Below are 26,321 nucleotides of genomic sequence, written 5' to 3' on the forward strand. Positions count from 1 at the left end.
TCCCCGTCCGGCATCTCCGGTCCGTTCCGGCACTATGCGCGCCGCCGGGGGAGGGGCCAAACGCCGCGGCGATTTCGCCCTCAGCCCCGAGCCCTTAGCCCGCAGCCCTCAGCCCTCAGGCCTCAGCCGCGCGCGGCGCGCACCGCGGCGGCGCCGGCGAACGGCGCGATGGCGATCAGCACCAGGCTGGCGGCGGCGGTCAGCGCCAGCCCGCTCGCGCCCCCCGTACCGAGGCTCCCGGCGCCGAAGATCAGCACCGGCACCGCCATCGGGATCACCAGCAGCCCCGACAGCGCCGCGCCCCCGCGCAGCCCGGCGGTCAGCGCCGCCACCGTGACCCCCAGCGCGGCGAGCCCGGGGGTCCCCGCCAGCAGGCCCAGCTCCACCGTGCGCAGCGTCGCCCCGTCCAGCCCCAGCAGCGCCGAGGCAGGCAGGGCGGCCAGCATCAGCGGCGGCCCGAAGCCCAGCCAGTGGGCGAGCACGCGCACGGCGATGACCAGCTCCTCCGAGATGCCGCGCAGGCTCCACTGGTCGAACATGCCGAGTTCGATGTCCGGCTCCACCAGGCGGTCGAGCGGAAGGATCGCGGCGAGCAGCGCGGCCACCCAGATCACCCCGCCCCCGGTGCGTGCCAGCAACGGCGCATCGGGGCCGACCGCGAAGGGGTAGAGGATCGCGACGCACAGGAAGAACAGCACCGGCAGCAGCGCCCCGCCGCCGCGCCCGGCCAGCAGCAGCCGCGCGAGGTCGCGGCGCAGCAGGGCGGCGGCGCGGCTCATGCGGCGTGCTCCGCCAGGACCAGCGGGCGTAGGCCCGGCAGGCGGAACGGCTGGTGCGAGGCGATCACCGCCACCCCGCCGCGGGCGCAGTGCTCCGCCGCCAGGGCCTCGGCCAGCGCGACCGCCTGGCCGTCCAGCCCGTTGAGCGGCTCGTCGAGCAGCCAGATCGGCGCCGCCTGCCCCAGCAGCCGGGCGAACGCGGCGCGCTTCTTCTGCCCGGTCGAGAGATAGCGCACCGGCACGTCGAGCAGCCCGTCCAGCCCGAGCCGCCGCGCCGCGTCGCCATCGTGCCCGTCCAGCCGCCGCCAGAATGCCAGCGCGCGCCCGAGCGGCAATGCCGGATCGAGCGCCGGCCGCTCGTCGAGCAGGCCGACCGCGCCCTCGGCGGTCACCGTGCCGGCATAGGCCGGCGCCAGCCCGGCCAGGATGCGCAGCAGGCTCGACTTGCCGATCCCGTTGTGGCCGACCACCTGCAGCGCCTCGCCCGCACCGAGCGCGACCGAGAGGCGCGCGAACAGGAGCCTGTCGCCGCGTCGGCACGCGAGGTCGGTTGCGGCGATTGCGGCCCCTTGCATGGGCGCGAGCCTTAGGGGAAAGGCAGGGACCTGCCAAGGAGACCCGGATGCCCATCGCCCGCCTGACCGACGCCGAACTTGACGCCGCCCTCGCCGAACTGCCGCGCTGGAGCTTGCGCGCCGACGGCTTGGCGCTGGAGGCGGACCTGAAGTTCGCCGACTTCAACGCCGCCTTCGGCTTCATGACCCGCGTCGCGATCTACGCCGAGAAGGCCGACCACCACCCCGAGTGGTTCAACGTCTACAACACCGTGCGCGTGACGCTGACCACCCACGACGCCGACGGCCTCAGCCAGCGCGACGTGGCGATGGCGCGGTTCATCGAGGGGGTGGTTTGAGGGGAGGGTTGGGAGAGCGTTCGGCCCCGGGGGCGGCGGCTTTGCGCCCATCTACGCCGTTCACCGGCTCATTAAGATTTCCCGGAAGCGGTCATTCGACTGGGATCAGCGCCCTATCGGACAACGGAAAAGCGGACGGTACGCCGCCGACCAGAAACGGTCACTATGCCTCGGTGTAGCGAAGCCCGTTAGCTGCCATAAAGCCTTTAGCGTCAAAGCTGCTCCACACCTCACCCCAAGGTTTCTGCCCCGCATGGATATTCATGTCCCGAACCAATGTTTCGCGAACGAACGACAACTCGCTGTCGATGGCTTCCCGCGTCGGCCAACCGGCTTCCGTCGGTGCATCCGGCAACCGAACACTCCATGATGCTTGTTCAAGGCGACGGTTATGGAAACATATTGAGAGCCGAGCAGGTAGCCCGCCGAACGTCAGGCCGCCGAGGTAAAGCCACTCAAAGCCATTGCCATAATCTCGCGAGCCTTCGAGCAAACCAATTACCAGTGGCTCTATCGAGCCTTTCATCTGATAAGGTTGCAATAGCGCGAGATCGCCGATGCGCATCTCGCCCGTGTTTTCATTGATCCATAATTCAGCAGCCATGCAGCATACATCCACAATCTGATGTCTGTGGCAATGTCCGCTTTACGCATCAGCGGTTCAAAAGCCGACCGTCTGAAATCCACCCCTGATAGCCATTCCAGGCGGTCCACGGCACGAGCCACAGCGAACAGCAGCCGGACCGGTTTCAGGCCGCCCGAAACGACGGCCGCCGCGACTGCGATGGGTGGGTAGCGGACTTATGGGGTTTGCCGCCTTACCTTCGAAATCTGCCTAAAGCGGTCGTTGAATTGCGCAATAATTGGCAGTTCGTCGTAACCGCCCCACTGGTCGCCGATGTGCCAACCCAATGCATGGCAAGCTCGCTCAATACCTGATGGCGATGGATCAGCATCTATCGATGCGATAAACTTGCGAAAATTATTGAAGCCATACCAAGTCGCGGAACCTTCCAGCGCATTTGGCTGCTCGGCGAGCCAGCATTTAGCTTCGGCCAGAACTGCATTCACGTCGTTCATCGGAAGAGTGATGACACTTAGACCTGATGTTCACAACGGGGCGGTGGCCGACCGGCAGATTATTTATCCTACCGTCATGAGCTTCTCCGCACAGCAGACGAGCAGCTATCGCCCGTTTCCCAGCGGTTACGCGACAGTCGCCTATCGGCCCAAGCCCGCCACCATGCCAAAGCTCGCCACCATCCTGCAAACCCCACAACGCCCCCCGCCCGCCCTCACAACGCCGGGTTGTTGTAGCAGTGCCAGGTGAAGATCGCCGCCGCGCCGCGGTGGGGGCGCCAGGGCTCCGCGAGGTCGCGGGTGCGCTTTTCGCTGGGGCGTTCCGCGAGGTCGAGGAGCTTGTGCAGGCCGGCCTGGACGGCGAGGTCGCCGGCGGGCCAGATGTCCGGGCGGCCCTCGGCGAAGAGGAGGTAGATCTCCGCAGACCAGCGGCCGATGCCCTTGATCTGGACCAGCTGGGCGATGGCCGCCTCGTCGTCGGCGGGGAGGTTGTCGAAGTCGAGGCTGCCGGCCACCACCAGCTCGCACAGCGAGCGCGCGTAGCCCTGCTTCTGGCGCGAGAGACCGCAGCCGCGCAGCGCCTCGAACTCGGTGGCGAGCAGGGCCTCGGGCGCGATCGCCTCGCCCAGCAGCGCCTCCAGCCGGGCCCAGACCGAAGCGGCGGCGGCGACGCTCACCTGCTGGCCGACGATCGTGCGCAGCAGGGTGGCATAGCCGGTCGGCCGGATGCGCGGCTCGGGGTAGCCGACCCGCGCGATCGCGCGGGCGATGGCCGGCTCGGTGCGGGCGATGGCGTCGAGCCCGAGGCGGAGTTGGTCGGCGGTCAGGCCCATGGTTTCGGCTACCTTGCAAAAGAGGGTTGCAGCCTTTAGCAGCCTGCGGCAAGTGCGCATACCAGCGCATTATGATACAGGGTGTATCAAAGGGGAATCGAGAGCATGCCGCAGATCATCGTCGTGAACCAGTCGGGTGAGGAATCCAGCGTCGAGGCGCCCGAAGGCCGCACCCTGATGGAAGTCATCCGCGACAACGGCTTCGACGAGCTGCTGGCGCTGTGCGGCGGCTGCTGCTCGTGCGCGACCTGCCACGTGCACATCGACCCGGCCTTCATGGACAAGCTGCCCGCCATGAGCGAGGACGAGAACGACCTGCTCGACAGCTCCGACCATCGCAACGCATACTCGCGCCTGTCGTGCCAGGTGCCGGTGACCGGCGCGCTGGAAGGCCTCAAGGTCACCATCGCGCAGGAAGACTGATCGGGGTCGCGCTGGGCTGCCCGGCAGAATCGTCCGGCCCCGGGCGCAAAACATTTGCGCGCCGGGCCCGGGCTTCCTAACTGTCGCCCCATGACGGCCTCCCAGCTTACCGCCCCGCCGGCCCGGCGCTCCACTCTCGACCTCATCGGCAACACCCCGCTGGTCCTCCTCAAGGGGCCGAGCGAGGCTGCCGGCTGCGAGATCTGGGGCAAGTGCGAGTTCGCCAACCCCGGCGCCTCGGTGAAGGACCGCGCCGCGCTCTGGATCGTGCGCGACGCCGAGGCGAAGGGGCTGCTGCAGCCCGGCGGCACCATCGTCGAGGGGACGGCGGGCAACACCGGCATCGGGCTGGCGCTGGTTGCCAACGCCCTGGGCTACAAGACGGTCATCGTCATGCCCGAGACCCAGTCGCGCGAGAAGATGGACACGCTGCGCGCGCTCGGCGCCGAGCTGGTGCTGGTGCCGGCGGCGCCGTTCTCGAACCCCGGTCACTTCGTCCACACCTCGCGGCGCCTGGCGGAGGAGGCCGAAGGGGCGATCTGGGCCAACCAGTTCGACAACATCGCCAACCGCCGCGCCCATATCGACAGCACCGCGCCCGAGATCTGGGAGCAGATGGACGGCCGCATCGACGGCTTCACCTGCGCCGCGGGCACCGGCGGCACGATCGCGGGCACCGGCCTGGGCCTCAAGGCCTTCGACGAGACCATCACCATCGCGCTCACCGACCCGCACGGCGCCGCGCTCTACAACTACTTCGCGCATGGCGAGCTCAAGGCGGAGGGCAACTCGGTGGCCGAGGGCATTGGCCAGGGGCGCATCACCGCCAACCTGGAAGGCGCGCCGATCGACACGCAGTTCCGCATCTCGGACGAGGAAGGCCTCGCATGGGTCTCGCGCCTGCTGAGCGAGGAGGGGCTGTGCCTGGGGCTGTCGTCGGGGATCAACGTCGCCGGCGCCGTGGCGCTCGGGCGGCAGCTGGTGGCGCAGGGCCGGACCGCGCCGCGGGTGGCGACGATCCTGTGCGACACCGGCTTCCGCTACCTGTCCTCGCTCTACAGCGCCGCCTGGCTGGAGGCGAAGGGCCTGCCGGTCTTCCCATGGCTGGCGCGCTGATGTAGACCGGCCCGGATGAGAGTGCAGCTTCCCGCCTCCATGATCGAGAACCACGACTTCGTCGAGCCGCTCAAGGTGCCCACCCACTTCGCGCCGCCCACCGCGCGCGAGCTGCGCTCACAGGCGGTACACCGGCTGCAGATCGGGCTGTTCGGCCTCTGCGCGATGCTGCTGATCGTCGGGCTGGCCAACATCATCCGCGACCGCTTGCGCCTGGCCGACACGCAGGACCCGCTCCAGCAGGTCGTGGCGATGGACGCCAAGCCGACCAAGACGGCCAGCGATCCGCTGGCGGACATCGGCGTGGTTCCCGCCGCCGACCCCAGCCCGTCGCCGAGCGTGCCAGAGGCAGCCGGTGAGCCGGGCGTCCAGGCCACGCGCTAGGCGGCTCCTTTCCGCGGTGCTTGCGCTTGCCAGCGCCGGCTGCGGCAGCGGCGACGCGGTGGCACCGGCGCAATCCGACCCGTCGACGATCTTCGGCCTGCGCACCAGCCTGCCGATCGCCTGGGCCGAGAGCGAGGACATCCGCAGCCTCATCGCGAACAAGGCCGCGCCGCACTGGGCAATGGAAGCGCTGCGCGCCCGGGGCGAGGTGGTGCCGCTTGATACGCTGGCCGGGCCCGGCGGGACGCTGCCGCTGCCGCCCGCGGCGGTGCTCGTCCTCGCACAGCCGCAACCCCTGACCCCGCGTGAGAACCTGGCGCTCGACACGTGGGTGCGCGCCGGCGGGCGCGTGCTGCTGTTCGCCGACCCGATGCTCACCGCCCCCTCGATCTTCGCGCTCGGCGATCCGCGCCGGCCCCAGGACGTCGCGCTGCTCTCGCCCATCCTCGCGCGCTGGGGCCTGGTGCTGGAGTTCGACGAGGACCAGCCCGCCGGCCCGCGCCCGGCCACCTTCGAGGGGACGGCGATCCCCGTCGATCTGGCCGGCCGTTTCCGTGCTTCGGGGAAATCTGGGGACGGGCCGCCGCGCTGCCGCATGCTGGCGGGAGGAGTGCTGGCCGAGTGCGGGGTCGGCCGGGGCCGTGTTCTGGCCGTCGCCGATGCCGCCTTGCTCGATGCCGCCACGGAGGTCGCCGATCGCCAGGCCCGGGCGGCACTACTGGGCCGCCTCCTCGCGCGCGTGGCGGCTGATGGCGCATCGGGGATCGGGCGGGATCGGCCCGGGACGATCGGGGATGAACGGGGTTACCTCATTTCTCCTCGTGAAAGCGCTGAAAAACAGGAGTTTGCGCAGTGACCGGCAGCGCAGACGTCCGCTGCGGCCGAGCCGGACCTGCCGAACGGTCGCGGTGCAGGCCTTAAAATCACTATCTTTCCCCAATTTTCCCTTTGATCCCCAACTTTCCCGGTATAGAAGAACAGCCAATCGGAATGGCTGAGTCTCGCCGTGCCCTGCGCGGGTGCGGAACCCCGGCGCGCGGGTGCGCTCCGGGCGCGGGTTCCGTCATTTCCGAGACGGTTATTTCGGGGCGAAACAGACGGGCATGGCGGGGCAGCCATACATCTACAGCGGGCAGGGCTTCTCGCTTCTACGCGACAAGAACCGCTTCGTGCTGCCCAACGTCCTGCGCTCCACCGTGCGCGATTCCAGCGGCAAGGACATGCTGTGCATCGCCAAGCATGCCGAGTGGAAGTGCCTGGTGGGCTTCGGCCTCTCCCGCGTCGACGAGTTCGAGGCGCAGCTCGATTCCGAGCAGGCGCGCGCGGACGCGGCGGGCGCCGCCTTCAACCGCGACCTGCGCGCGATGCAGCTCTACAACTTCCAGCAGGTGCCGTTCGACGGCAGCGGCCGCTTCACCATGCCCGAGGCGCTCGCCAGCCTGGCCGGGCTGGAGGACCAGCTGTTCTTCCAGGGCATCGGCCGCAGCGGCGTGCTGATCTGGAACCCGGACGAGCTCTACCGCCGCTCCGACGACCCCGGCTTCGAGGCCGCCATCGCCACCTGCCGGTCGCTCCAGGCGGCGGAGCTGGCGAAGGCGAGCAAGAAATGACGGGGGGCGGCACGACATGAGCGCCCCCGGCCAGCCCCACGTTCCCGTGCTCCTCGAGGAGGTGGTCGCCGCCCTGAACCCCCAGGGCGGCGACCTCATCGTGGACGCCACGTTCGGCGCGGGCGGATACACCCGCCGCCTGCTCGACGCCGGCGCGACGGTCCATGCCTTCGACCGCGATCCCGACGCGATTCGCGCGGCGCGAGAAAATCCGGGGAAATGGCCCGAACTCGCCAGCAATCCGCCGCGCCTCGTGTTGCACCCGCGCCGGTTCTCCGAAATGGTCCAGGGACTTGGAGATGCGGGGATCGACAAGGTGGACGGCGTGGTCATGGACATCGGCGTGTCCTCTATGCAGCTGGACCAGGCGGAACGCGGCTTCTCGTTCGGCGCCGAAGGCCCGCTTGACATGCGCATGAGCCAGGAGGGCGGCTCGGCCGCGGACTTCGTCAACGAGGCCGACGAGGGCGAGATCGCGGACGTGCTGTACCTCTATGGAGAGGAGCGGCAGTCGCGCCGCGTGGCACGCGCGATCGTGGCCGCCAGACCGCTGCAGACGACGGCCGATCTCGCGCGCGTGGTGCGCAAGGCGCTGGGCTACAATCCCGCCTACAAGGGCCAGGCGGCGCCCAAGGATCCGGCGATCCGCAGCTTCCAGGCGATCCGCATCCACGTCAACGGAGAGCTCGACGAGCTGGACGCCGGGCTGGGCGCCGCGGAGGTCCTGCTGCGCGAGGGCGGGCGGCTTGCGGTGGTGACCTTCCACAGCCTGGAGGACCGCAAGGTGAAGCACTTCCTGCGCGAGGCCAGCAGCGCCCGCGGCGCCACCTCGCGCCACCTGCCGCAGGCCGTCGGGGCGCCCGCCCCGTTTGCGAAAGTGGCCAAGGCCGTGCGGCCGGGCGAGGCGGAGCTTGCCGCCAACCCCCGGGCCCGTTCGGCCACCTTGCGCGCCGCCGTGCGCACCGACGCCCCCCCCAGAGAGTCCGATGGCTCCCCCAGCCACAGGAGTGCCGCATGAACCTGACCAGCGACCGAGTGCGATCGATCGGCTGGATATCCGCCCTGGTGGTCTGCGGCGCGATGACGGTCGGGCTGACGCTGCGCGTCAACGCGGTCAAGAGCCAGGTCCACGATGCGGAGAAGCGCATGGTCTGGGTCCAGCGCGACATCGACTTCCTGGAGACCGAGTTCCAGACCCGCTCCAACCAGCAGGCGCTGCGCCAGCTCAACGACCTGGAGTTCGGCTACAAGGCGCCGGTCGCGGCCCAGTACATCGAGGGCGAGCGCCAGCTCGCGGCGCTGGGCATGCCGGCCGGGCCGGGCGCGCCGGCGCCGATCCGCTACGCCAACGCCGAGGCGCCGGCAGGAGAGGGCGGCGGCTCGCTGCTGGCCATGGTCTCGCCGGTCGCGGGGGCGACCGCGGCGGCGCTGCCCGGCGCGGTCACGGGTGCCGAACGCGAAGGGCGCGACCCCGAGCGGGAGGCGCTCGCGCGCGATGCCGCCGCGCTGGGCAAGCGCCTTGCCCATATCGAGGTTGCCGAGGCCGCCAAGCAGTGAACGCGCCCGCCTTCCCGCTGGGAACGATGCCGACCACGGTGTCCGTGGGCCGGCGCAAGCTCGTGAACGTGCGCCAGCGCTCCCTGCTGGTGGCGAAGCTGCGCACCTTGTGGATCATGGGCGTGTTCGTGCTGGTGGGGACCTGTGCGCTCCTGCGCATCCTGTACCTGGGCTTCACGGGCGTGGCGCCGCGCACGGGCGAGCTCGGCGACATGCTGATCCCCGCCCGGGGCGAGATCGTCGACCGCAACGGCGTGCCGCTGGCGCGCGACTTCCGCGTCTATTCGCTGTGGTTCAACCCCAAGGCGATGACCGAGGGCTCGGCGCTGATCCACGGGCCGGAAGAAGTGGCCTCGCAGCTCATCCGCATCTTCCCCGATCTCGATCGCGACGAGCTGGTGGCGCGGCTGCGCGCCGGGCAGCCCTGCTACTTGCGCAAGTCGATCCTGCCGGAGGATGCCAACAAGGTCCACGCGCTGGGCGAGCCGGCGCTGGAGTTCCCGCTGGAGGCGACCCGCTTCTATCCCCAGGGCTCGATGGCCGCGCACGTGCTGGGCTACGTCGACAGCTACGGCAAGGGCAAGGTCGGCATGGAGCAGGCCTTCAACGACCAGCTCGTCAGCCAGGAAGGCCGCACCAGCCCCTCCATCCTGTCGATCGACTTCCGTGTCCAGAGCGCGCTGGAGGACGAGCTGGCGCGTGCCATGCAGCTCAGCAAGGCCAAGGGCGCGGCCGGCGTCATCCTCGATGTCGACACGGGCGAGATCCTCGCGCTCGCCTCGCTGCCCTCGTTCGACCCCAACCACGTCAAGCCCAACGACATGGTCGTCACGCCCCAGCAGGCGGCCGAGGGCGAGGTTCCGCACGGCTTCAACCGCGTGACCAACCAGGTCTATGAGCTCGGCTCCACCTTCAAGCCGATCACCGTGGCCGCCGCGCTCGACGCGGGCACGATCACGGACCTCGGCCGCCGGTTCCCGGCCGGGCCGCTCCACGTCGCCGGCTTCACCATCCACGACACCCACAACTACGGCGTCTCGCTCAACGTGCCCGAGACGCTGATCCACTCCTCCAACATCGTCACCGCGCAGATCGCCGACGAGCTGGGCGGCGTGCGTCTCAAGAAGACGATGGAATCGCTCGGCATGAACGAGCGCCCCTACGTGGAGCTGCCGGCACGCGGCTTCCCGATCTGGGCGAGCGGCACCTGGCCGCGGCTGCGCACGATGACGGTCGCCTACGGCCATGGCATCGCGGTCACGCCGCTGCACCTAGCCTCCGCCTACGCCGCACTGGTCAACGGCGGCATCTGGCGCCCGGCGACCCTCCACAAGCTCGACCCGGCGCAGGTCCCGGCCGGCCGGCGCGTGTTCAAGGCCTCCACCAGCGCCCGGCTGCGCCAGCTGCTGCGCATGATCGTGCAGTACGGCACCGGCCGCAAGGCGGATGCCCCGGGCTTCCGCGTCGGCGGCAAGACCGGCTCGGCGGAGAAGCCGGGCGCCGGCGGCTATCGCAAGCACTCGCTGATCGCGACCTTCGCCGCCGCCTTCCCGATGGACAAGCCGCGCTACGTGGTGATCTCCATGATGGACGAGCCGCAGGGGACGGAGGCGACCTCGTTCCAGCGCACCGCCGCCTGGAACGCCGCGCCGGTGATCCAGCGGGTGGTGCCGCGCATCGGGCCGCTGCTCGGCGTCATGCCCGACGAGACGCGGGACATCGACATCACCGACCTCAAGCCGCTGATCCCGGGAGGCAACGCCGAAGAATGAAGCTGTCCGCCCTCTGCGCTGCCGCCGGGCTGGACCCGGTGGGGACCGACGAGAACGTCACCGGCTTCGCCATCGACCATCGCAAGGTGGCGCCGGGCACCGTCTTCGGCGCCTTCCGGGGCGCGCGCTTCAACGGCGAGGACTTCATCGCGGCGGCCGTGGAGGCCGGCGCGGTGGCGATCGTGGCGCATCCGGAGGCGCGCGTGGCAGGTGCGGTCCACCTGGCCGACGCGGAGCCGCGCCGGCTCTTCGCCCGCCTCGCCACGCCGTTCTTCGCGCCGGTGCCCGAGACGATCGTGGCGGTGACGGGGACCAACGGCAAGACCTCCACCGTCGAGCTGACGCGCCAGCTCTGGCGCATGGCGGGCGAGCGCGCCGCCTCGATCGGCACCCTGGGCGTCACCACCAGCGACGAGAGCGTCTCGACCGGGCTGACCACGCCGGACATCGCGACCTTCCTCGCCAATCTCTCGGGGCTCGCGCGCGAGGGGGTGACCCACGTCGCCTACGAGGCCTCCAGCCATGGCCTGTCGCAGTTCCGCAGCGAAGGGCCGCGGGTCGTCGCCGGGGCGTTCACCAACCTCAGCCGCGACCACCTCGACTACCACGCCACCATGGACGATTACTTCGCGGCCAAGATGCGCCTGTTCGACGAGGTGGTCGTGGAAGGGGGCACGGCGGTGATCTGGGCCGACGATCCCTGGTCGGAGCGGGCGATCGGGCATGCGCGCGGGCGTGGGCTCCAGGTCTTCACGGTCGGGACCCGCGGCGAGGGAATCCGGCTCCTCGGGCGGGTTCCCGGCGGATTGGGGCAGAAGCTGGAGATCGAACACGCGGGCGCGTCGCGGATCATAGAGCTGCCGCTGATCGGGGCTTACCAGGCCGCTAATGCACTCGTGGCGGCCGGCCTGGTGCTGGCGACGGGGGGCGAGGCGGGGGCGACCTTCGAGGCGATGAAGCGCCTCGTCACCGTGCGCGGGCGGATCGAGCGCGCCGCCATCACGCCGTCGGGGGCGCCGGTCTACGTCGACTATGCCCATACGCCCGACGCGCTGGAAGCCGCCATCGCGGCGCTGCGGCCGCACGTTTCGGGACGCCTGATCGTCGTCTTCGGCGCCGGCGGCGACCGCGACCAGGGCAAGCGCCCCGAGATGGGCCGCGTCGCCAGCGCCGGCGCCGACCTCGCCATCGTCACCGACGACAACCCGCGCGGCGAGGATCCCGCCGCGATCCGGGCCATGGTGCTGGCGGGCATGACGTCCGCCGCGGTCGAGGCGGGCGACCGGCGCGACGCCATCGGGCTGGCGGTGCGCGAGGCAGCGGCGGGGGACATCGTGCTCATCGCGGGCAAGGGGCATGAACAGGGGCAGATCATCGGCAGCGGCGAGAATCTGCGCGTCCTGCCATTCGACGATGTCGCCGTGGCCAGGGACATGGCCGGCGCGCTGGGAAGGTAGAAAGACGATGAACGCTGTCGCCCGGATCCTCGATTGGCCCGTGACCGCGCCCGAAGACAACCCGCTGGTGCTGTGGGATTCGCAGTCCCTCGCCCGCGCGGTGAAAGGCACCGCCAGCGCCGAGTTCACCGTCTCCGGTGTCGAGATCGACAGCCGCGACGTGCAGCCCGGCGACCTGTTCTTCGCCCTCAAGGGAGAGGCGATGGACGGCCATCGCTTCGTTGCCGCCGCCTTCGAGAAGGGCGCCGCCGCCGCCGTGGTCGACCGGCCCGTGGACGGGCCGCACATCCTGGTGGCGGACACCATGGAGGCGCTCGAACGCCTGGGCGCAGCGGCGCGCGCGCGAGCCCGCGGGCCGGTGATCGGGGTCACCGGATCGGTCGGCAAGACCGGGGTGAAGGAAATGATCTTCGCCGCGCTCGACCGCGCCAGCCGGGGCGACGCGCATCGCTCGGTCAAGAGCTACAACAACCACGTGGGCGTGCCGCTCAGCCTGGCCCGGATGCCGGCGCGGGCGCGCTTCGGCGTGTTCGAGATGGGCATGAACCATGCGGGCGAGATCGCCGCGCTCACCCGCCAGGTGCGCCCGCATGTCGCCATCATCACCACCATCGCGCCCGCGCACATCGAGATGCTGGGCAGCGAGGAGGCGATCGCCGAGGCCAAGGCCGAAGTGTTCCAGGGGCTGGAGGAGGGCGGCACCGCGATCATTCCCGCCGACAGCCCGCATTGCGAGCGGCTGCGCGCCGCGGCGCTGGCCTGCGGTGCCCGCGTCGTCTCGTTCGGGCAGTCGAAGGACGCCGACGTCCGGCTGCTCGACACCGTTCCCGCCATCGGCGGCGGCTCGCTGGTCACCGCCGACATGGGCGACCGGCGCCTGTGCTACACCGTCGCCGCGCCGGGGGAGCACCAGGCGATCAACTCGCTGGCGGTGATGGCCGCGGTGCGCGCGGTCAACGGCGACCTGGGCTCCGCCGGTGTCGCCCTGGCCGAGATGGGCGGCCTCGCCGGCCGCGGCGCCCGGATCGAGATCGCGGTGGCCGGCGGCAAGGCGCTGCTGATCGACGAGAGCTACAACGCCAATCCCGCTTCGATGCGCGCCACCCTGGCGCAGCTGGCGCGCACGCCGGCACGCCGCCGCATCGCGGTTCTGGGCGCGATGAAGGAACTGGGCAGCCACGGCCCCGACTACCACGCGGCGCTGGCCGGCCCGGTCGCCGAAGCGGGGATCGACTATGCCGTGCTGGTCGGCGAGGAGATGGGCGCGCTGGCCGCGGAATTGGGGAAATCGCCGGTCGGCGCGCTTGGCAAACAAGTGCCCTTCGCCCATTGCGCGAATGTGCAGGAAGCTGTCGAAACCTTGCGCGCGTTCGGGCTGGAGCGGGATGACGCCATCCTCGTCAAGGGCTCGAACTCGGTGGGTCTGGCAGCGCTCGTAACGGCGCTCAGCAAGCAGGAAGGGTAGGGGCGAAAGCCCGCAAGATGCTGTATCTCATCGCAGACTGGTTCCACTACGAGGGACTGTCCAACCTCTTCCGCTACCAGACGTTCCGTTCGGGGGCGGCGCTGATGACCGCGCTGCTGATCGGGCTTATCATCGGCCCCAAGTTCATCAGCATGCTGCGCGTGCGCCAGGGCAAGGGCCAGCCGATCCGCGAGGACGGTCCGCAGAGCCACCTCGCCAAGCGCGGCACGCCGACGATGGGCGGCCTGATGATCCTGACGGCGCTGCTCGGCTCGATGGTCCTGTTCATGGACGTGACCAATCCGTTCGTCTGGGCCTGCGTGGCGGTGACGGTCGGCTTCGGGGCGATCGGCTTCCTCGACGACTACGACAAGGTGACCAAGCGGCACCATGCCGGCCTCTCCAGCAAGCTGCGCCTGCTGCTGGAGTTCGTCGTCGCCGGCATCGCCGCCTACATCATCGTCAGCCAGCTCAACACCAACCTCTACGTGCCGTTCCTGTCGGGCCGGTACATCCCGCTGGGGCCGTTCTACTACGTCTTCGCTGCCTTCGTGATCGTCGGCGCGGGGAACGCTGTGAACCTGACCGACGGGCTCGACGGGCTGGCGACGATGCCGGTCATCATCGCCGCCGGGACCTTCGCGATCATCTGCTATCTCGCCGGGCGCGTGGACTACGCCAATTACCTCGGCATCCCGCACGTGCCGCGGGCGGGCGAGCTGGCCATCTTCTGCGCCGGGATCATGGGCGCGGGCCTTGCCTTCCTGTGGTTCAACGCGCCGCCGGCCGCCGTCTTCATGGGCGACACCGGGAGCCTCGCGCTCGGCGGAGCGCTGGGCTGCATCGCCGTGGCCGCGCACCACGAGATCGTGCTGGCGGTCGTCGGCGGGCTCTTCGTGCTGGAAGCCGCGTCGGTCATCATCCAGGTCCTCTGGTTCAAGCGTACCGGCCGCCGCGTCTTCCGCATGGCGCCGATCCACCACCACTTCGAGCAGAAGGGCTGGCGCGAATCGACGGTCGTGATCCGCTTCTGGATCATCTCGATCGTGCTCGCAGTGCTCGGCCTCGCCACCCTGAAGCTGCGATAGGAAGGGCGGGCGCGTGATCGTCTCCCCCGTCTTCGCCGGCAAGCGCTACGCGGTCCTCGGCCTTGCCCGCTCGGGCCTCGCCGCGGTCGCGACGCTGGTGGAGAGCGGGGCGCACGTGATGGCCTGGGACAGCCGGGACGAACCGCGCCAGCAGCTGTGCGAGTGGACCGACTGCGGCAAGGTCGAACTGGCCGACCCGGTCACCGCCGACATCGCCGGCTACGACGGCGTGGTGGTCTCCCCCGGCATCCCGCTCAACCGCCATCCGATCGCCGAGGCCGCGGCGCGCGCGGGCGTGCCGGTGATCGGGGACATCGAGCTGTTCGCCCTGGCCCGGCCCAGCCTGCCCGCGCACCGCGTGGTGGGCATCACCGGCACCAACGGCAAGTCGACCACCACCTCGCTCGTCCACCACCTGCTGGAGACCGCGGGTGTCGCAGCGCGCGTCGGCGGGAACATCGGCGTGCCCGTGCTCGGCACCGCGCCGTTGCCGGAGGGCGGGGTCTACGTGCTCGAGCTGTCGAGCTACCAGATCGACATCACCCATACCCTCGACTGCGAGGCCGCGGCGCTGCTCAACATCACGCCCGACCATCTCGACCGCTACGACGGCTTCGAGGCCTATGCCGCGTCCAAGGCGCGCCTGTTCGCCATGCAGGAGCGCGGGCGCCAGGCGGTGTTCGGCATGGGCGACAAGGAGACCCGCGCCATCGCCCACATCGAGGCGGCGCGGCGCGCCCCGGGGCTGGTACGGCTGGTGGACGGCGCGGACCTGCTGGCGATCCAGCCCGAGTGGCCGTCGCTGCAGGGGCCGCACAACCTGCAGAACGCCGCCGTCGCCGTCGCCCTGGTCGAAGCGCTGGGCATCCGCAAGGCGCAGTGGCGCAAGGGCCTGCGCACGTTCAGCGGGCTGCCGCACCGCATGGAGCGCGTGGCGGTGGCGAACGGCGTCACCTACATCAACGACAGCAAGGCGACCAACCCGGCCTCCACGGCGCCGGCCATCGCCGCCTTCCCGCCCGACCCGGAGCCGCGCATCCACTGGATCCTGGGCGGCCTGCCCAAGGGCGACAACCTGGACGAGTGCGTGCCCTTCTTCGGCAACATCGCCGCCGCCTACACCATCGGCGATGCCGGCCCGCGCTTCGCCGAGATCCTGGCGCCGCACATGCGCGTCCACCGCTCCGAGATGATGGCCGAGGCGATCCGCCAGGCGATGGCCGAGGCGAGGCCGGGCGACGTGGTCATGCTCTCGCCCGCCTGCGCCAGCTTCGACCAGTTCCGCGACTACGAGGCGCGCGGGCAGGCGTTCCGCCAGATCGTCGAGGCGCTGCTGGCGCCGGACGAGGACGCCGAAAGGCAATCGTGATGGCCACCCTCGCACCCCAGCCCGGCGCCCAGCGCTACGCCCGCAACCGCCGCAACCAGATCGCCATCTGGTGGCAGGAGATCGACCGCACGACGATGGTCCTGGTGCTGATCCTGATGGCGATCGGCGCGGTGGCGGTGGCCGCGGGCTCCCCCGCGAGCGCGCGACGGCTGTCGACCGCGGCGGAGAAGCTGCCGCAGCTCTACTTCTTCTTCCTCCACATGCGCTGGCAGATCCTGGGCCTGGTGGCGATGTTCTGGGCCTCCAGTCTCAGCAAGGACAACGCCCGCCGCTTCGGCATCCTGCTCGCCGCGACGATGCTGGCGGCGCTGGTGCTGGTGCCGCTGGTCGGCTCGGAAGTGAACGGCGCCAAGCGCTGGCTGCGCTTCGGCATCTCGCTGCAGCCCTCGGAATTCCTCAAGTGCGGCTTCCCGATCCTGCTCGCCTGGATCATCTCGTGGCGCGCGCGCGACCCGCAGATCCCGGTCGTCGGCATCTGCTTCGGGCTGATGGGCGTGCTCGGCCTGCTGCTGATGCTGCAGCCGGACTTCGGATCGACGATGCTGTTCTCGGGCGCGTTCCTGGTGCTGATCCTGCTTTCGGGGATCGACGTCCGGAGGGTGGGGATGTTCGCCGGGGCGGGCCTGATCGGCCTCGTCCTGATGTACTTCACCTATGACAACGGCCGCAACCGCATCGACAACTTCCTGTTCGGCGGCACCGCGTTCGACCAGGTCGACCTGGCCCAGCGCACGCTGCTGAACGGCGGCTGGACCGGGCTCGGCTTCTGGATGGGCACGCGCAAGATGGCGCTGCCCGAGGCGCACACCGACTACATCTTCTCGGTCGTCGGCGAGGAGTTCGGGCTGCTCGCCTGCATGGTCATCGTCGTGCTCTACCTCGCGATCCTGGCGCGCGTGATCCTGCGGCTGGTGGAGGAGGAGGACCTGTTCACGGTGCTCGCCGCCTCCGGCTTCGCGGCGCAGTTTGGCGGCCAGGCCTTCATCAACATCCTCGTCAACCTGCAGCTCTTCCCCTCCAAGGGCATGACCCTGCCGCTCATCAGCTACGGTGGCTCGTCGACCGTGGCGATGTGCCTGAGCATGGGGCTGCTGCTCGCCGTCACCCGGCGCAATCCGTTCATCCAGCGCGAGAAGTTTTCGCTGCGCGCCATCGGAGATTTCCAATGAGCCTGGTTTCCCGCCACTACGTCCTCGCCGCGGGCGGGACCGGCGGACACCTCATCCCGGCCTTCGCGCTCGCGGCCGAGCTGCACGCGCGCGGCCACCACGTCGCCCTCGTGACCGACGAGCGCGGGGCCGCCATCCCGGGCAAGCCGGACTACCTGCCCGCCCACGTGCTGCCGCCCGGCCGGATCGCCGGCCGCAACCCGCTGGGCTGGATCAAGGGCGCCGCCGGGGTGCTCGAGGGCCGCCGGATGGCGCTGCGCCTGTTCGACACCTTCGCGCCCACCGCCGTGGTCGGCTTCGGCGGCTATCCCGCGCTGCCGACGCTGCTCGCCGCGCGCGCGGCCAGGCTGCCGACGGTCCTGCACGAGCAGAACGCCGTGCTCGGCCGCGTGAACCGCTATTTCGCCGCCAAGGTCGATGCCATCGCCACCTCCAGCGAGCGGACCGACCGCCTCGACCCCGCGCTCGAATCCAAGGTCACGCTGGTGGGCAATCCGGTCCGGGAGAACGTCCTGGCGCTGCGCGACAGGCCGTTTCCCGAGTTCGCCGAGGACAGCCTGTTCCGCATCCTCGTGACCGGCGGCAGCCAGGGCGCGCGCGTGCTCTCGGACGTGGTGCCCGATGGTCTGGCGATGCTGCCCCCCGCGCTGCGCTCGCGCCTGCAGGTGATCCAGCAGTGCCGTGCCGAGGACATCGAGCGGGTGCGCGAGCGGTATGCCGCGCACGGCATCCCGGCCGAGCTCGCCACCTACTTCGAGAACATGGCCGAGCGGCTGGCCGGCGCGCACCTCTTCATCGGCCGCTCCGGCGCCTCGACGATCGCCGAGCTCACGGCCGTCGGCCGGCCGGCCATCCTCATCCCGCTGCCCTACGCCACCGACGACCACCAGAGCGCCAACGCGCGCGAGATGGTGGCGGGCGGCGGCGCGCGGGTGCTGCGCCAGCCGCCGGTCACGACCGAGGATCCGGACAGCTACGGCGGCGACAAGCGCAACGCGCTGCTGCGCGAGCAGGCCGAGATCCACCAGCGCATGGCCAAGGACCTGTGCCTGCAGATCCAGGCCATCGCCCAGCACCCCGAGACGCTGGCGAACGCCGCGCATGCCGCATGGAACTGCGGCTATCCGCGCGCCGCGAAGGACCTCGCGGACCTGGTCGAGAGCTTCGGCGCGGCGCCCATCATGGACGTGATCCGCCTGGAGAAGGCCAGCGCACCGCAGGGCGGGGAAGCGCTGGCGCGGGAGATGGCGCCGTGATCGCCCGCTCCTTCCCGCCGCGCAGGGCCGAGGACGAGCGGAACTTGGTCCCTCTCGCCCCGATCCATCCGGGAGCCGCCGCATGAAGGGCGTGGGCACCGACATCGGTACGATCCACTTCGTCGGCATCGGCGGCATCGGCATGTCCGGCATCGCGGAGGTCATGCACAACCTCGGCTATTCGGTGCAGGGCTCCGACATCGCCGAGAGCTACGTGGTCGAGGGCCTGCGCGCGCGCGGCATCAAGGTCATGCTCGGCCAGGTCGCCGAGAACGTCGAGGGCGCGGCGGTGGTCGTCACCTCGACGGCGGTCAAGCGTGACAACCCCGAGGTCGTCTACGCGCTGGAGCACCGCATCCCGGTGGTGCGCCGGGCCGAGATGCTGGCCGAGCTGATGCGCCTCAAGAACACCGTCGCGGTGGCCGGCACCCACGGCAAGACGACCACGACCTCGATGGTCGCGGCGCTGCTCGACGCCGGCGGGGTGGACCCGACCGTCATCAACGGCGGCATCATCAACTCCTACGGCTCGAACGCCCGCCTCGGCGCCTCGGACTGGATGGTGGTGGAAGCCGACGAGAGCGACGGCTCGTTCCTGCGGCTCGACGGCACCATCGCCATCGTCACCAACATCGACCCCGAGCACCTCGACCACTACGGCTCGTTCGACCGGATCAAGGAGAGCTTCGTCGAGTTCATCGAGAACGTGCCGTTCTACGGCGCGGCGATGCTGTGCATCGACCATCCCGAAGTGCAGGCGATCATCCCCAAGGTGCGCGACCGCCGCGTGGTGACTTACGGCTTCTCGGCGCAGGCGGACATCCGGGGCGAGAACGTGACGCCGATCCCCGGCGGCAACCGCTTCGACGTCGCGCTGCGCCAGCGCGACGGGTCGTTCCGCCGGATCGAGGGCATCGAGCTGCCGATGCCCGGCCGCCACAACGTCCAGAACGCGCTCGCCGCGGTCGGCGTGGCGGTGGAGATGGGCTGCTCGGACCGCTGCATCCAGACCGGCTTCTCCAAGTTCGGAGGGGTCAAGCGCCGCTTCACCAAGGTCGGCGAAGTGGCGCTCGAGGGCGGCGTCGCCACGGTGATCGACGACTACGGCCACCACCCGGTCGAGATCCGCGCCGTGCTCGCCGCCGCGCGCGAGGGCGTGTTCGGCGGCAGGGTCATCGCCGTCGTCCAGCCGCACCGCTTCACCCGCCTGCGCGACCACATGGAGGACTTCCAGGGCGCCTTTAACGACGCCGACGTGGTCTACGCCGCGCCGGTCTACGCTGCGGGCGAGCTGCCGATCGAGGGCGTCGACAGCGCCGCGATGGTCGCGGGCATGAAGGCGCGCGGGCACCGTTCGGCGCAGGTCGTCGAGGGGCCCGAGGCGCTGGCCGCGGTTCTCGCGGAGACGCTCCAGCCCGGCGACATGGTCGTGTGCCTGGGCGCGGGCGACATCACCAAGTGGGCCGCCGGCCTCGCGACCGCGATCCAGGGGCGGAGGGCGGCATGACGCCGCCGGTCGATCCAGCCGGCGTGCGCGGCAAGCTGACCCCGAACGCCCCGCTCGCTCCGCTGGTCTGGTTCAAGGCCGGCGGCCATGCCGAATGGCTGTTCGAGCCCAAGGACCTCGCCGACCTGCAGGACTTCCTGCGCGGCCTCGACGCGGCGGTCCCGGTCATGGCGCTGGGCCTCGGCTCCAACCTGATCGTGCGCGACGGCGGGGTGCCCGGCGTGGTGATCCGCCTCGGCAAGGCCTTCGCCCAGGTCGCCGCGCGCGACGCGGTCACGCTGGAATGCGGCGGCGGCGCCTCGGGCATCCTGGTCTCCTCGACCGCGCGCGACGCCGGCATCGCCGGAGTCGAGTTCCTGCGCTCGATCCCCGGCACGGTGGGCGGCTTCGTGCGCATGAACGGCGGCGCCTATGGCCGCGAGGTGAAGGACATCCTGGTCGATTGCGACATCGTCCTGCGCTCGGGCGAACGGGTGACGCTCGGCAATGCCGATCTCGGCTACACCTACCGCCATTCCGCGCTGCCGGAGGATGCCGTGGTGGTCGCCGCGCGCTTTCGGGGGCACCCCGGCGAGCCGGCCGCGATCCAGGCCGAGATGGACCGCATCTCCGCCGCGCGCGAGGCGAGCCAGCCGCTGCGCTCGAAGACCGGCGGCTCGACCTTCAAGAACCCCGAGGGGCACAAGGCCTGGCAGCTGGTCGACGCGGCGGGCTGCCGCGGGCTCGCGCTGGGCGGGGCGCAAGTGAGCGAGAAGCACACCAACTTCCTGCTCAACACCGGCGATGCCACCAGCGAGGACATCGAGGCGCTGGGCGAGGAAGTGCGCCGCCGCGTGCGCGCGGGTTCGGGCGTCGAGCTCGAATGGGAGATCCAGCGCGTGGGCCGCCGGCCATGAGGGACGACCGCCTTTCCCGCTACGAGCAGCAGATCCTCGACAACGTCGAGGAGTTCGGCTGCCACATCACCGTCGTCGGCCCCGCCGAGGACGACGATGACCATGGCGATGTGGACGACGACTACGACGACGACCGGGATGACGACGACCGGGATGACGACGAGGGCGGGACCGAGGAGCGCTTCGCCTACTCGGTGGGCTTCCGCCGCACCGTCAGCCAGCCGGAGGTGATCGTCTTCGGCTTCTCCACCGCGCTCTCCGCCGCCGTCATCAACGGCGTGCTCGACATGTGCCGGGAAGGGCTGGTGCTGGAGGACTGGAAGGAGATCGACGGGCTGCTCAAGGGCCACCGTTGCGTGCTGCGCGAGGTGGAGCCCGAGTGCCTGACGCCCTACTACTTCAACTCGGCCATGTGGTTCGCCGAGCACGAGGGCGAGGAGATGACCCGCGCCATGCAGATCGTCTGGCCCGGCGTCGACGACGGCCTCTTCCCATGGGACAAGGACTGCGACGAAGCCGTCCGCGACCTGCAAACCCCGCTTTACCGAACGAGTCTGAATTCATGAGCCTGAAGCCCCTTCATGTCGCGGTCCTGATGGGCGGCTGGTCGAGCGAACGCCCGGTCTCGCTGATGAGCGGCGAGGGCGTGGCCCAGGCGCTCGAAGGCAAGGGCCACAAGGTCACCCGGATCGACATGGACCGCGACGTCGCGCTGCGCTTCGCGGAGATCCGGCCCGACGTGGTGTTCAACGCGCTGCACGGCGCTCCCGGCGAGGACGGGACGGTGCAGGGCATGATGGACCTGATGGGGCTCACCTACACGCACTCCGGCCTGGCGACCTCGGTCATCGCGATCGACAAGGAGCTGACCAAGCAGGCGCTGGTCCCCCACGGCATCCCGATGCCCGGCGGCCGCGTCGTGAAGAGCGCGGACATCCACGCGCGCGACCCGCTGCCGCGGCCCTACGTGCTCAAGCCGGTCAACGAGGGGTCGTCGGTCGGCGTCGCCATCGTCACCGCTGAAGGCAACTACGGCAACCCGGTCGCGCCCGACGCCAAGGGGCCCTGGCAGGAGTTCGACGAACTGCTGGCCGAACCCTACATCCGCGGCCGCGAGCTGACCACGGCCGTCATCGGCGACCGGGCGCTGCTGGTGACCGAGCTCAAGCCCAAGTCCGGCTTCTACGACTTCGATTCCAAGTACACCGACGGCATGACCGAGCATGTCTGCCCGGCCGAGATCCCGGACGAGATCACGCAGGCCTGCAAGGACATCGCCCTGCGCGCGCACCAGGTCCTGGGCTGCAAGGGCACCAGCCGCTCGGACTTCCGCTGGGACGACAGCCAGGGCGTCGAGGGCCTGTTCCTGCTGGAGGTCAACACCCAGCCCGGCATGACCCCGCTCAGCCTGGTCCCCGAGCAGGCGCGCGCCTGCGGCATGGACTATCCCGAGCTGGTGGAGGCGATCATCGCCGAGGCCCTGGCCGACGCGAACCGCGCCTCCGGAGCCGGCCGGGCGGGAGCCGGCGGGGCGGGCACATGAGCCAGACGATCCGGCGCAAGGGCACCACGGCCCGCAAGGCGGCGGCGGCGCAGGGCACGCAGCGCAAGGTCCGCGCCGCCAAGGCGCGCACCGGCTCGGCGCTCGACATGGCGATGGGCTGGCTGCCGTTCACCGAAGCGCAGCTGCACCGGATCTTCCTGGTGACGATCCTGGCGGGCGCGGCGGCGCTGGTCTGCGTCGTCGCCTCCTTCGCGGGGCTGCCGGGGCTCGCCGGGCACCAGATGGCGCTCGTCGCCGGGCAGACCGGCTTCGAGGTGAAGCGGGTCGAAGTGCGCGGGGTGCGCAACATCAACCAGCTCAGGGTCTACGAGAAGGCGCTGGCGGAGCGCGACCGCGCGATGCCGCTGGTCGACCTGGAAGGGCTGCGGCAGGACCTGCTCGGGCTGTCCTGGGTCAAGGATGCGCGCGTCTCCCGCCAGCTGCCCGACACGCTGGTGATCGACATCGTCGAGCGCGCGCCGCATGCGGTGCTGCGCAAGGCCGACCGCTTCGTGCTGATCGACGAGACCGGGCACGAGCTGGAAGCGATCAGCCGCAAGGACGCCGGCGGCCGCCTGATCGTCTCGGGTCCCGGCGCCGGCCAGCAGGTCATGGCGCTGGGCACGCTGCTGGAGGCGGCCCCGGCGATCAAGCCGCGGGTGCAGGAGGCCGAGTGGATCGGCAACCGGCGCTGGAATCTCACCTTCCGCTCCGGCCAGGTCCTGGCGCTGCCCGAGGGCGAGCGCGATTCGGCCGGCGCGCTCGTCACCTTCGCGCGCCTCGACGGGACCAATCGCCTGATCGGCGGCAAGGTGACCGCGTTCGACATGCGCGCCAAGGACCGCATCTACCTGCGCGTGCCGGAGCAGGACGGGCAGGAACTCGCCCTGAAGGCCGGCTCGGTGCCGCGCACCGGCGGCGCAACGGAGGAACAGCAGTGACCAGGAGGCCCCGCTAATGCCCGCACCGCGCATCACCCGCGTCTTCGGCGCGGTCAACATCGGCTCCTTCCGCATCTCTGCGATCGTCGCCGGGATCAACGAAGTGGGCGACATGGTCGTGCTCGGGTCGGGCCACCGCGCGAGCCAGGGCATCAAGCGCGGCTACGTCACCGACATGGCCGCCGCGACCTACGCCGTGCGCGACGCCATCGACCGTGCCGAGAAGATGGCCGACACCGCCGTGCAGAAGGTCTGGATCGGCTGCTCGGGCGCCGGGCTCGCCAGCCGCATCGACCAGTTCGACGCCGAGATCGGCGGCCGGCGCATCGAGCAGGAGGACATCGAGCAGCTGCTCATCTCGGCCAAGGACGTGATCCAGCCCGACGGGCGGATGGTGCTCCATGCGCAGCCCGCGCAGTACCGGCTCGACGGCGCGCACGGGGTGGCCAACCCCAAGGGCCTCCACGCCGAGCGGCTGGGCGTGGACATCCACATCATGCTCGCCGACGGGGCGCCGATCCGCAACCTGACCGAGGCGGTGCAGTCCGCGCACCTGGAGGTCGAGGCGGTGGTGGGCTCGCCGATCGCGGCGGGGCATGCCTGCCTTTCGCCCGAGGAGCGGGACCTGGGAGTGGCGCTGGTCGAGTTCGGCGGCGAGGTCACCAACGTCGCGATCTACGAGCAGGGCATGCTCAAGGACATGATGTCGATCCCGATCGGCTCGGCCGACATCACCGATGCCATCGCCTCCGCCTTCGGCATCCGCCGCTTCCAGGCGGAGCGCCTCAAGTGCGTCAACGGCTCGGCCATCGCCAGCCCGCACGACCACCGCGAGATGATCCCGGTCAACGCACCCGGCGAGGAAGGCACCGGCCCGATCGCGCGCCATGCCGACGACAAGAACCGCATCCCGCGCGCCGAGCTGATCGGCGTCATCACCGGCCAGCTCGGCACGCTGATGGAGGAGGTGAACAAGGCGCTCAAGGCGATGCGCTTCACCGGCCAGCGCGGCAAGCAGGTGGTCTTCACCGGCGGCGGCGCGGAGCTGGTGGGCCTGGCCGACTATGCGCAGGCGGCGATCGGCAAGCCCGTGCGCATCGGCCGGGTGGCGCAGCTTTCCGGCCTGGCGGAGGCCCACGTCAAGCCGGGCTTCTCGACCCTGGCGGGGCTGGTCCTCTACGCCGCGGCGGACCCGGTCGACATCCGGGCGCTGGGGCGCGGCCACACCCGCACCGTCAAGCTCGGGAGCCTGGGGATGGTCGGGCGCGTTTACCACGCCCTGCGCGAGTACTTTTGAGCGGGCGTGAGGATCGCGGGCCGAGCCGTTCCACAGCGGCGACGGATGCCGGGAAACTGGCGGAAACGGCGGCTTTGGCTGTGGACAAAGGGTCGTGACACTTTGCGTCGATGAATCGAAGCGTGCAATCAGAGTGGTCAAGGAATTTTCCTCGCGCGACGTGCCTGCAGGAGAGCGAAATGAGCATTAACATCGGACCGCCGGCGATCGAGGAGCTTCGTCCGCGCATCCTCGTGATCGGCGTCGGCGGGGCCGGCGGCAACGCCATCGCCAACATGATCCACGCGCAGATCGAAGGCGTGGACTTCGTCGTCGCGAACACCGACGCACAGGCGCTCAACAACTCGATCGCCGAGACGCGCATCCAGCTCGGTCCCGACATCACCCAGGGGCTCGGCGCCGGCGCCCGTCCCGAAGTGGGTCGCGCCGCGGCCGAGGAAACGCGCGAGGATCTGGAGCGCCTGCTCGACGGCGTCCACATGGTCTTCATCGCCGCCGGCATGGGCGGCGGCACCGGAACCGGTGCGGCGCCGATCATCGCCCAGGCCGCGCGCGAAAAGGGCGTGCTGACGGTGGGCGTGGTCTCCAAGCCCTTCATGTTCGAAGGCACGCGCCGCATGCGCGCGGCCGACGCCGGGATCGAGGAGCTGCAGAAGCACGTCGACACCCTGATCGTCATCCCAAACCAGAACCTGTTCCTGGTGGCCAAGGCGGAGACCACCTTCAAGGAGGCGTTCTCGCTCGCCGACGAGGTGCTCCAGCAGGGCGTGCGCTCGATCACCGACCTGATGATCATGCCGGGCCTCATCAACCTCGACTTCGCCGACGTCCGCTCGGTGATGGGGGAGATGGGCAAGGCGATGATGGGCACGGGCGAGGGCGAAGGCCCCAACCGCGCCCTGGAAGCGGCCGAGCGCGCGATCGCCAACCCGCTGCTCGACGGCGTCTCGATGCAGGGCGCCAAGGGCGTCATCATCTCGATCATCGGCGGCGACGACATGAAGCTGCTCGAGGTGGACGAGGCCGCGAACCACATCCGCGAGCTGGTCGACCCGGATGCCAACATCATCTGGGGTTCGGCCTTCAATCCCGACCTCCAGGGCAAGATCCGCGTCTCGGTGGTCGCCACCGGCATCGAGCAGACCACCGAGCAGGCCGAGATCGCCTCGCGCCCGCTCAACCTCGGCGCCTCGCGCGGGCCGGTGCGGCCGACCGTCCACGCCCCGCCCGCCGCCGCCTACCAGGCGCCTGCCGCGGCCCCGGCCCCGCAGCCGGCCCCGCAGCAGCAGCCGGCGGCGTTCGCCACTCCGGCGCAGCCCTATGAGCCGGCGTCCGAGCTGGAGCTCGGCGCCGCGGACGAGGCGCAGGACCAGCCGGCCGCCGGCAGCTACTCCGGCTTCGCCGGCCTTCGCGGCGGCGCGCAGAAGGAGCCGCTCGACCTCGGCTTCGAAGCGCAGGCCGAGCCCGACCCGGTCCCGCCGGCGGCGCCCGCGGCCCCGCCACGCGGCCGCGTGCAGGACGAGCTGCTGCTCGACGGCGGCCAGGGAATGACCGAGGCGCAGCCGCCCGCCGCGCCGCGGCCCAAGCCCGCCGGCGGCGGCAGCACGCTGTTCGAGCGCATGACCAACCTCTCGCGCCCGCGGCCCGGCGCCGCCGACGCGCCGGACGACGACGACAACGACGGCGGATCGATCAGCATCCCCCGCTTCCTCGGCCGCCAGAACAACCAATAAGGTGCTGCGCCCCTGCCGCAAGGCAGGGGCGCAGCCGGTGCATCCACCCTCCGCGCGAGCGCTCCGGCGCTGGCCGGGTCGAAGAGTTGACGGCTCGTTGCAACAGCCAATC

At 70.5% G+C, this 26,321-nt stretch carries 27 protein-coding genes; 22 read left to right on the top strand and 5 right to left on the bottom strand.

Going from position 1 to position 26,321, the window contains the following annotated elements; all coding sequences use genetic code 11:
* Window positions 1-122 precede the first annotated feature (122 nt).
* Both ACFFJC_RS00330 and ccmA read right to left on the bottom strand, forming a co-directional pair.
* Window positions 123-779 carry a heme exporter protein CcmB gene (locus ACFFJC_RS00330; protein WP_379485582.1) on the bottom strand — a complete coding sequence of 219 codons (657 nt, stop codon included), beginning with the start codon at window positions 777-779 and terminating at the stop codon, window positions 123-125.
* Window positions 776-1,354: a heme ABC exporter ATP-binding protein CcmA gene (gene ccmA / locus ACFFJC_RS00335; RefSeq protein WP_379485583.1), complete on the bottom strand. Its 579-nt coding sequence runs from the start codon at window positions 1,352-1,354 to the stop codon at window positions 776-778. Before ccmA ends, ACFFJC_RS00330 begins: the two co-directional genes overlap by 4 nt.
* Before the next feature lie 47 nt (window positions 1,355-1,401).
* Here ccmA and ACFFJC_RS00340 point away from each other — a divergent pair, with 47 nt between their 5' ends.
* Window positions 1,402-1,692, top strand: a complete 291-nt coding sequence (locus ACFFJC_RS00340) for a 4a-hydroxytetrahydrobiopterin dehydratase (protein ID WP_379485584.1) — start codon at window positions 1,402-1,404, stop codon at window positions 1,690-1,692.
* A 163-nt stretch (window positions 1,693-1,855) separates the two neighbouring features.
* Here ACFFJC_RS00340 and ACFFJC_RS00345 read toward each other — a convergent pair whose 3' ends face one another.
* From ACFFJC_RS00345 to ACFFJC_RS00355, 3 genes are all read right to left on the bottom strand, one after another.
* Window positions 1,856-2,296 carry a hypothetical protein gene (locus ACFFJC_RS00345; RefSeq protein WP_379485585.1) on the bottom strand — a complete coding sequence of 147 codons (441 nt, stop codon included), beginning with the start codon at window positions 2,294-2,296 and terminating at the stop codon, window positions 1,856-1,858.
* Window positions 2,297-2,493: 197 nt separating this feature from the next.
* Window positions 2,494-2,772 (bottom strand): hypothetical protein, encoded by a 279-nt coding sequence (locus tag ACFFJC_RS00350; RefSeq protein WP_379485586.1) that lies wholly within the window; start codon window positions 2,770-2,772, stop codon window positions 2,494-2,496.
* A gap of 215 nt (window positions 2,773-2,987) precedes the next feature.
* Entirely contained in the window at window positions 2,988-3,605 is a 618-nt protein-coding gene (locus tag ACFFJC_RS00355) for a DNA-3-methyladenine glycosylase family protein (RefSeq protein WP_379485587.1), read from the bottom strand.
* 105 nt (window positions 3,606-3,710) lie between these two features.
* Here ACFFJC_RS00355 and ACFFJC_RS00360 point away from each other — a divergent pair, with 105 nt between their 5' ends.
* The 21 genes from ACFFJC_RS00360 to ftsZ all read left to right on the top strand — a co-directional run bounded on the left by ACFFJC_RS00360 (window position 3,711) and on the right by ftsZ (window position 26,209).
* On the top strand, window positions 3,711-4,028 hold the full coding sequence (locus ACFFJC_RS00360) for a 2Fe-2S iron-sulfur cluster-binding protein (RefSeq protein WP_379485588.1): 318 nt from the start codon (window positions 3,711-3,713) through the stop codon (window positions 4,026-4,028).
* Window positions 4,029-4,118: 90 nt separating this feature from the next.
* The gene (locus tag ACFFJC_RS00365) at window positions 4,119-5,144 is read left to right on the top strand and encodes a cysteine synthase A (protein ID WP_379485589.1); all 1,026 of its coding nucleotides are present in this window, start codon (window positions 4,119-4,121) and stop codon (window positions 5,142-5,144) included.
* Between the two features lie 15 nt (window positions 5,145-5,159).
* A complete protein-coding gene (locus ACFFJC_RS00370; protein ID WP_379485590.1) occupies window positions 5,160-5,528 on the top strand; it encodes a hypothetical protein in 369 nt (122 codons plus the stop codon).
* Window positions 5,529-5,586: 58 nt separating this feature from the next.
* On the top strand, window positions 5,587-6,384 hold the full coding sequence (locus ACFFJC_RS00375; protein WP_379485591.1) for a motility-associated ABC transporter substrate-binding family protein: 798 nt from the start codon (window positions 5,587-5,589) through the stop codon (window positions 6,382-6,384).
* Window positions 6,385-6,631: 247 nt separating this feature from the next.
* Window positions 6,632-7,138: a division/cell wall cluster transcriptional repressor MraZ gene (locus tag ACFFJC_RS00380; RefSeq protein ID WP_379485592.1), complete on the top strand. Its 507-nt coding sequence runs from the start codon at window positions 6,632-6,634 to the stop codon at window positions 7,136-7,138.
* A gap of 16 nt (window positions 7,139-7,154) precedes the next feature.
* On the top strand, window positions 7,155-8,156 hold the full coding sequence (gene rsmH / locus ACFFJC_RS00385; protein WP_379485593.1) for a 16S rRNA (cytosine(1402)-N(4))-methyltransferase RsmH: 1,002 nt from the start codon (window positions 7,155-7,157) through the stop codon (window positions 8,154-8,156).
* Complete coding sequence (locus ACFFJC_RS00390) at window positions 8,153-8,695, top strand: hypothetical protein (protein ID WP_379485594.1); 543 nt, start codon at window positions 8,153-8,155, stop codon at window positions 8,693-8,695. The genes rsmH and ACFFJC_RS00390 overlap by 4 nt, the downstream gene beginning before the upstream one ends.
* 26 nt (window positions 8,696-8,721) lie before the next feature.
* Window positions 8,722-10,467, top strand: coding sequence for a peptidoglycan D,D-transpeptidase FtsI family protein (locus ACFFJC_RS00395; RefSeq protein WP_379485710.1), 1,746 nt, complete (start codon window positions 8,722-8,724; stop codon window positions 10,465-10,467).
* The gene (locus tag ACFFJC_RS00400; RefSeq protein ID WP_379485595.1) at window positions 10,464-11,924 is read left to right on the top strand and encodes a UDP-N-acetylmuramoyl-L-alanyl-D-glutamate--2,6-diaminopimelate ligase; all 1,461 of its coding nucleotides are present in this window, start codon (window positions 10,464-10,466) and stop codon (window positions 11,922-11,924) included. The genes ACFFJC_RS00395 and ACFFJC_RS00400 overlap by 4 nt, the downstream gene beginning before the upstream one ends.
* A 7-nt stretch (window positions 11,925-11,931) precedes the next feature.
* A complete protein-coding gene (locus ACFFJC_RS00405) occupies window positions 11,932-13,389 on the top strand; it encodes a UDP-N-acetylmuramoyl-tripeptide--D-alanyl-D-alanine ligase (protein ID WP_379485596.1) in 1,458 nt (485 codons plus the stop codon).
* 17 nt (window positions 13,390-13,406) lie between these two features.
* Window positions 13,407-14,477, top strand: a complete 1,071-nt coding sequence (gene mraY / locus ACFFJC_RS00410; protein ID WP_379485597.1) for a phospho-N-acetylmuramoyl-pentapeptide-transferase — start codon at window positions 13,407-13,409, stop codon at window positions 14,475-14,477.
* Window positions 14,478-14,490: 13 nt separating this feature from the next.
* On the top strand, window positions 14,491-15,846 hold the full coding sequence (gene murD, locus ACFFJC_RS00415) for a UDP-N-acetylmuramoyl-L-alanine--D-glutamate ligase (RefSeq protein WP_379485598.1): 1,356 nt from the start codon (window positions 14,491-14,493) through the stop codon (window positions 15,844-15,846).
* A complete protein-coding gene (locus ACFFJC_RS00420; protein ID WP_379485599.1) occupies window positions 15,846-17,036 on the top strand; it encodes an FtsW/RodA/SpoVE family cell cycle protein in 1,191 nt (396 codons plus the stop codon). The genes murD and ACFFJC_RS00420 overlap by 1 nt, the downstream gene beginning before the upstream one ends.
* Window positions 17,033-18,292: a UDP-N-acetylglucosamine--N-acetylmuramyl-(pentapeptide) pyrophosphoryl-undecaprenol N-acetylglucosamine transferase gene (locus ACFFJC_RS00425; RefSeq protein WP_379485600.1), complete on the top strand. Its 1,260-nt coding sequence runs from the start codon at window positions 17,033-17,035 to the stop codon at window positions 18,290-18,292. Before ACFFJC_RS00420 ends, ACFFJC_RS00425 begins: the two co-directional genes overlap by 4 nt.
* An 82-nt stretch (window positions 18,293-18,374) precedes the next feature.
* Complete coding sequence (gene murC / locus ACFFJC_RS00430) at window positions 18,375-19,799, top strand: UDP-N-acetylmuramate--L-alanine ligase (RefSeq protein ID WP_379485601.1); 1,425 nt, start codon at window positions 18,375-18,377, stop codon at window positions 19,797-19,799.
* Window positions 19,796-20,695, top strand: coding sequence for a UDP-N-acetylmuramate dehydrogenase (gene murB / locus ACFFJC_RS00435; protein WP_379485602.1), 900 nt, complete (start codon window positions 19,796-19,798; stop codon window positions 20,693-20,695). The genes murC and murB overlap by 4 nt, the downstream gene beginning before the upstream one ends.
* Window positions 20,692-21,261, top strand: coding sequence for a DUF4262 domain-containing protein (locus tag ACFFJC_RS00440; RefSeq protein WP_379485603.1), 570 nt, complete (start codon window positions 20,692-20,694; stop codon window positions 21,259-21,261). The genes murB and ACFFJC_RS00440 overlap by 4 nt, the downstream gene beginning before the upstream one ends.
* Entirely contained in the window at window positions 21,258-22,238 is a 981-nt protein-coding gene (locus ACFFJC_RS00445; RefSeq protein WP_379485604.1) for a D-alanine--D-alanine ligase, read from the top strand. Before ACFFJC_RS00440 ends, ACFFJC_RS00445 begins: the two co-directional genes overlap by 4 nt.
* Window positions 22,235-23,179 (top strand): cell division protein FtsQ/DivIB, encoded by a 945-nt coding sequence (locus tag ACFFJC_RS00450; RefSeq protein ID WP_379485605.1) that lies wholly within the window; start codon window positions 22,235-22,237, stop codon window positions 23,177-23,179. The genes ACFFJC_RS00445 and ACFFJC_RS00450 overlap by 4 nt, the downstream gene beginning before the upstream one ends.
* A 16-nt stretch (window positions 23,180-23,195) precedes the next feature.
* Window positions 23,196-24,476: a cell division protein FtsA gene (gene ftsA, locus ACFFJC_RS00455; RefSeq protein WP_379485606.1), complete on the top strand. Its 1,281-nt coding sequence runs from the start codon at window positions 23,196-23,198 to the stop codon at window positions 24,474-24,476.
* 179 nt (window positions 24,477-24,655) lie between these two features.
* Window positions 24,656-26,209 carry a cell division protein FtsZ gene (gene ftsZ, locus ACFFJC_RS00460; protein ID WP_379485607.1) on the top strand — a complete coding sequence of 518 codons (1,554 nt, stop codon included), beginning with the start codon at window positions 24,656-24,658 and terminating at the stop codon, window positions 26,207-26,209.
* The last annotated feature ends 112 nt before the right edge of the window (window positions 26,210-26,321 follow it).

Source organism: Novosphingobium soli (assembly GCF_042432915.1).
GTDB classification, from domain to species: Bacteria; Pseudomonadota; Alphaproteobacteria; order Sphingomonadales; family Sphingomonadaceae; genus Novosphingobium; species Novosphingobium soli.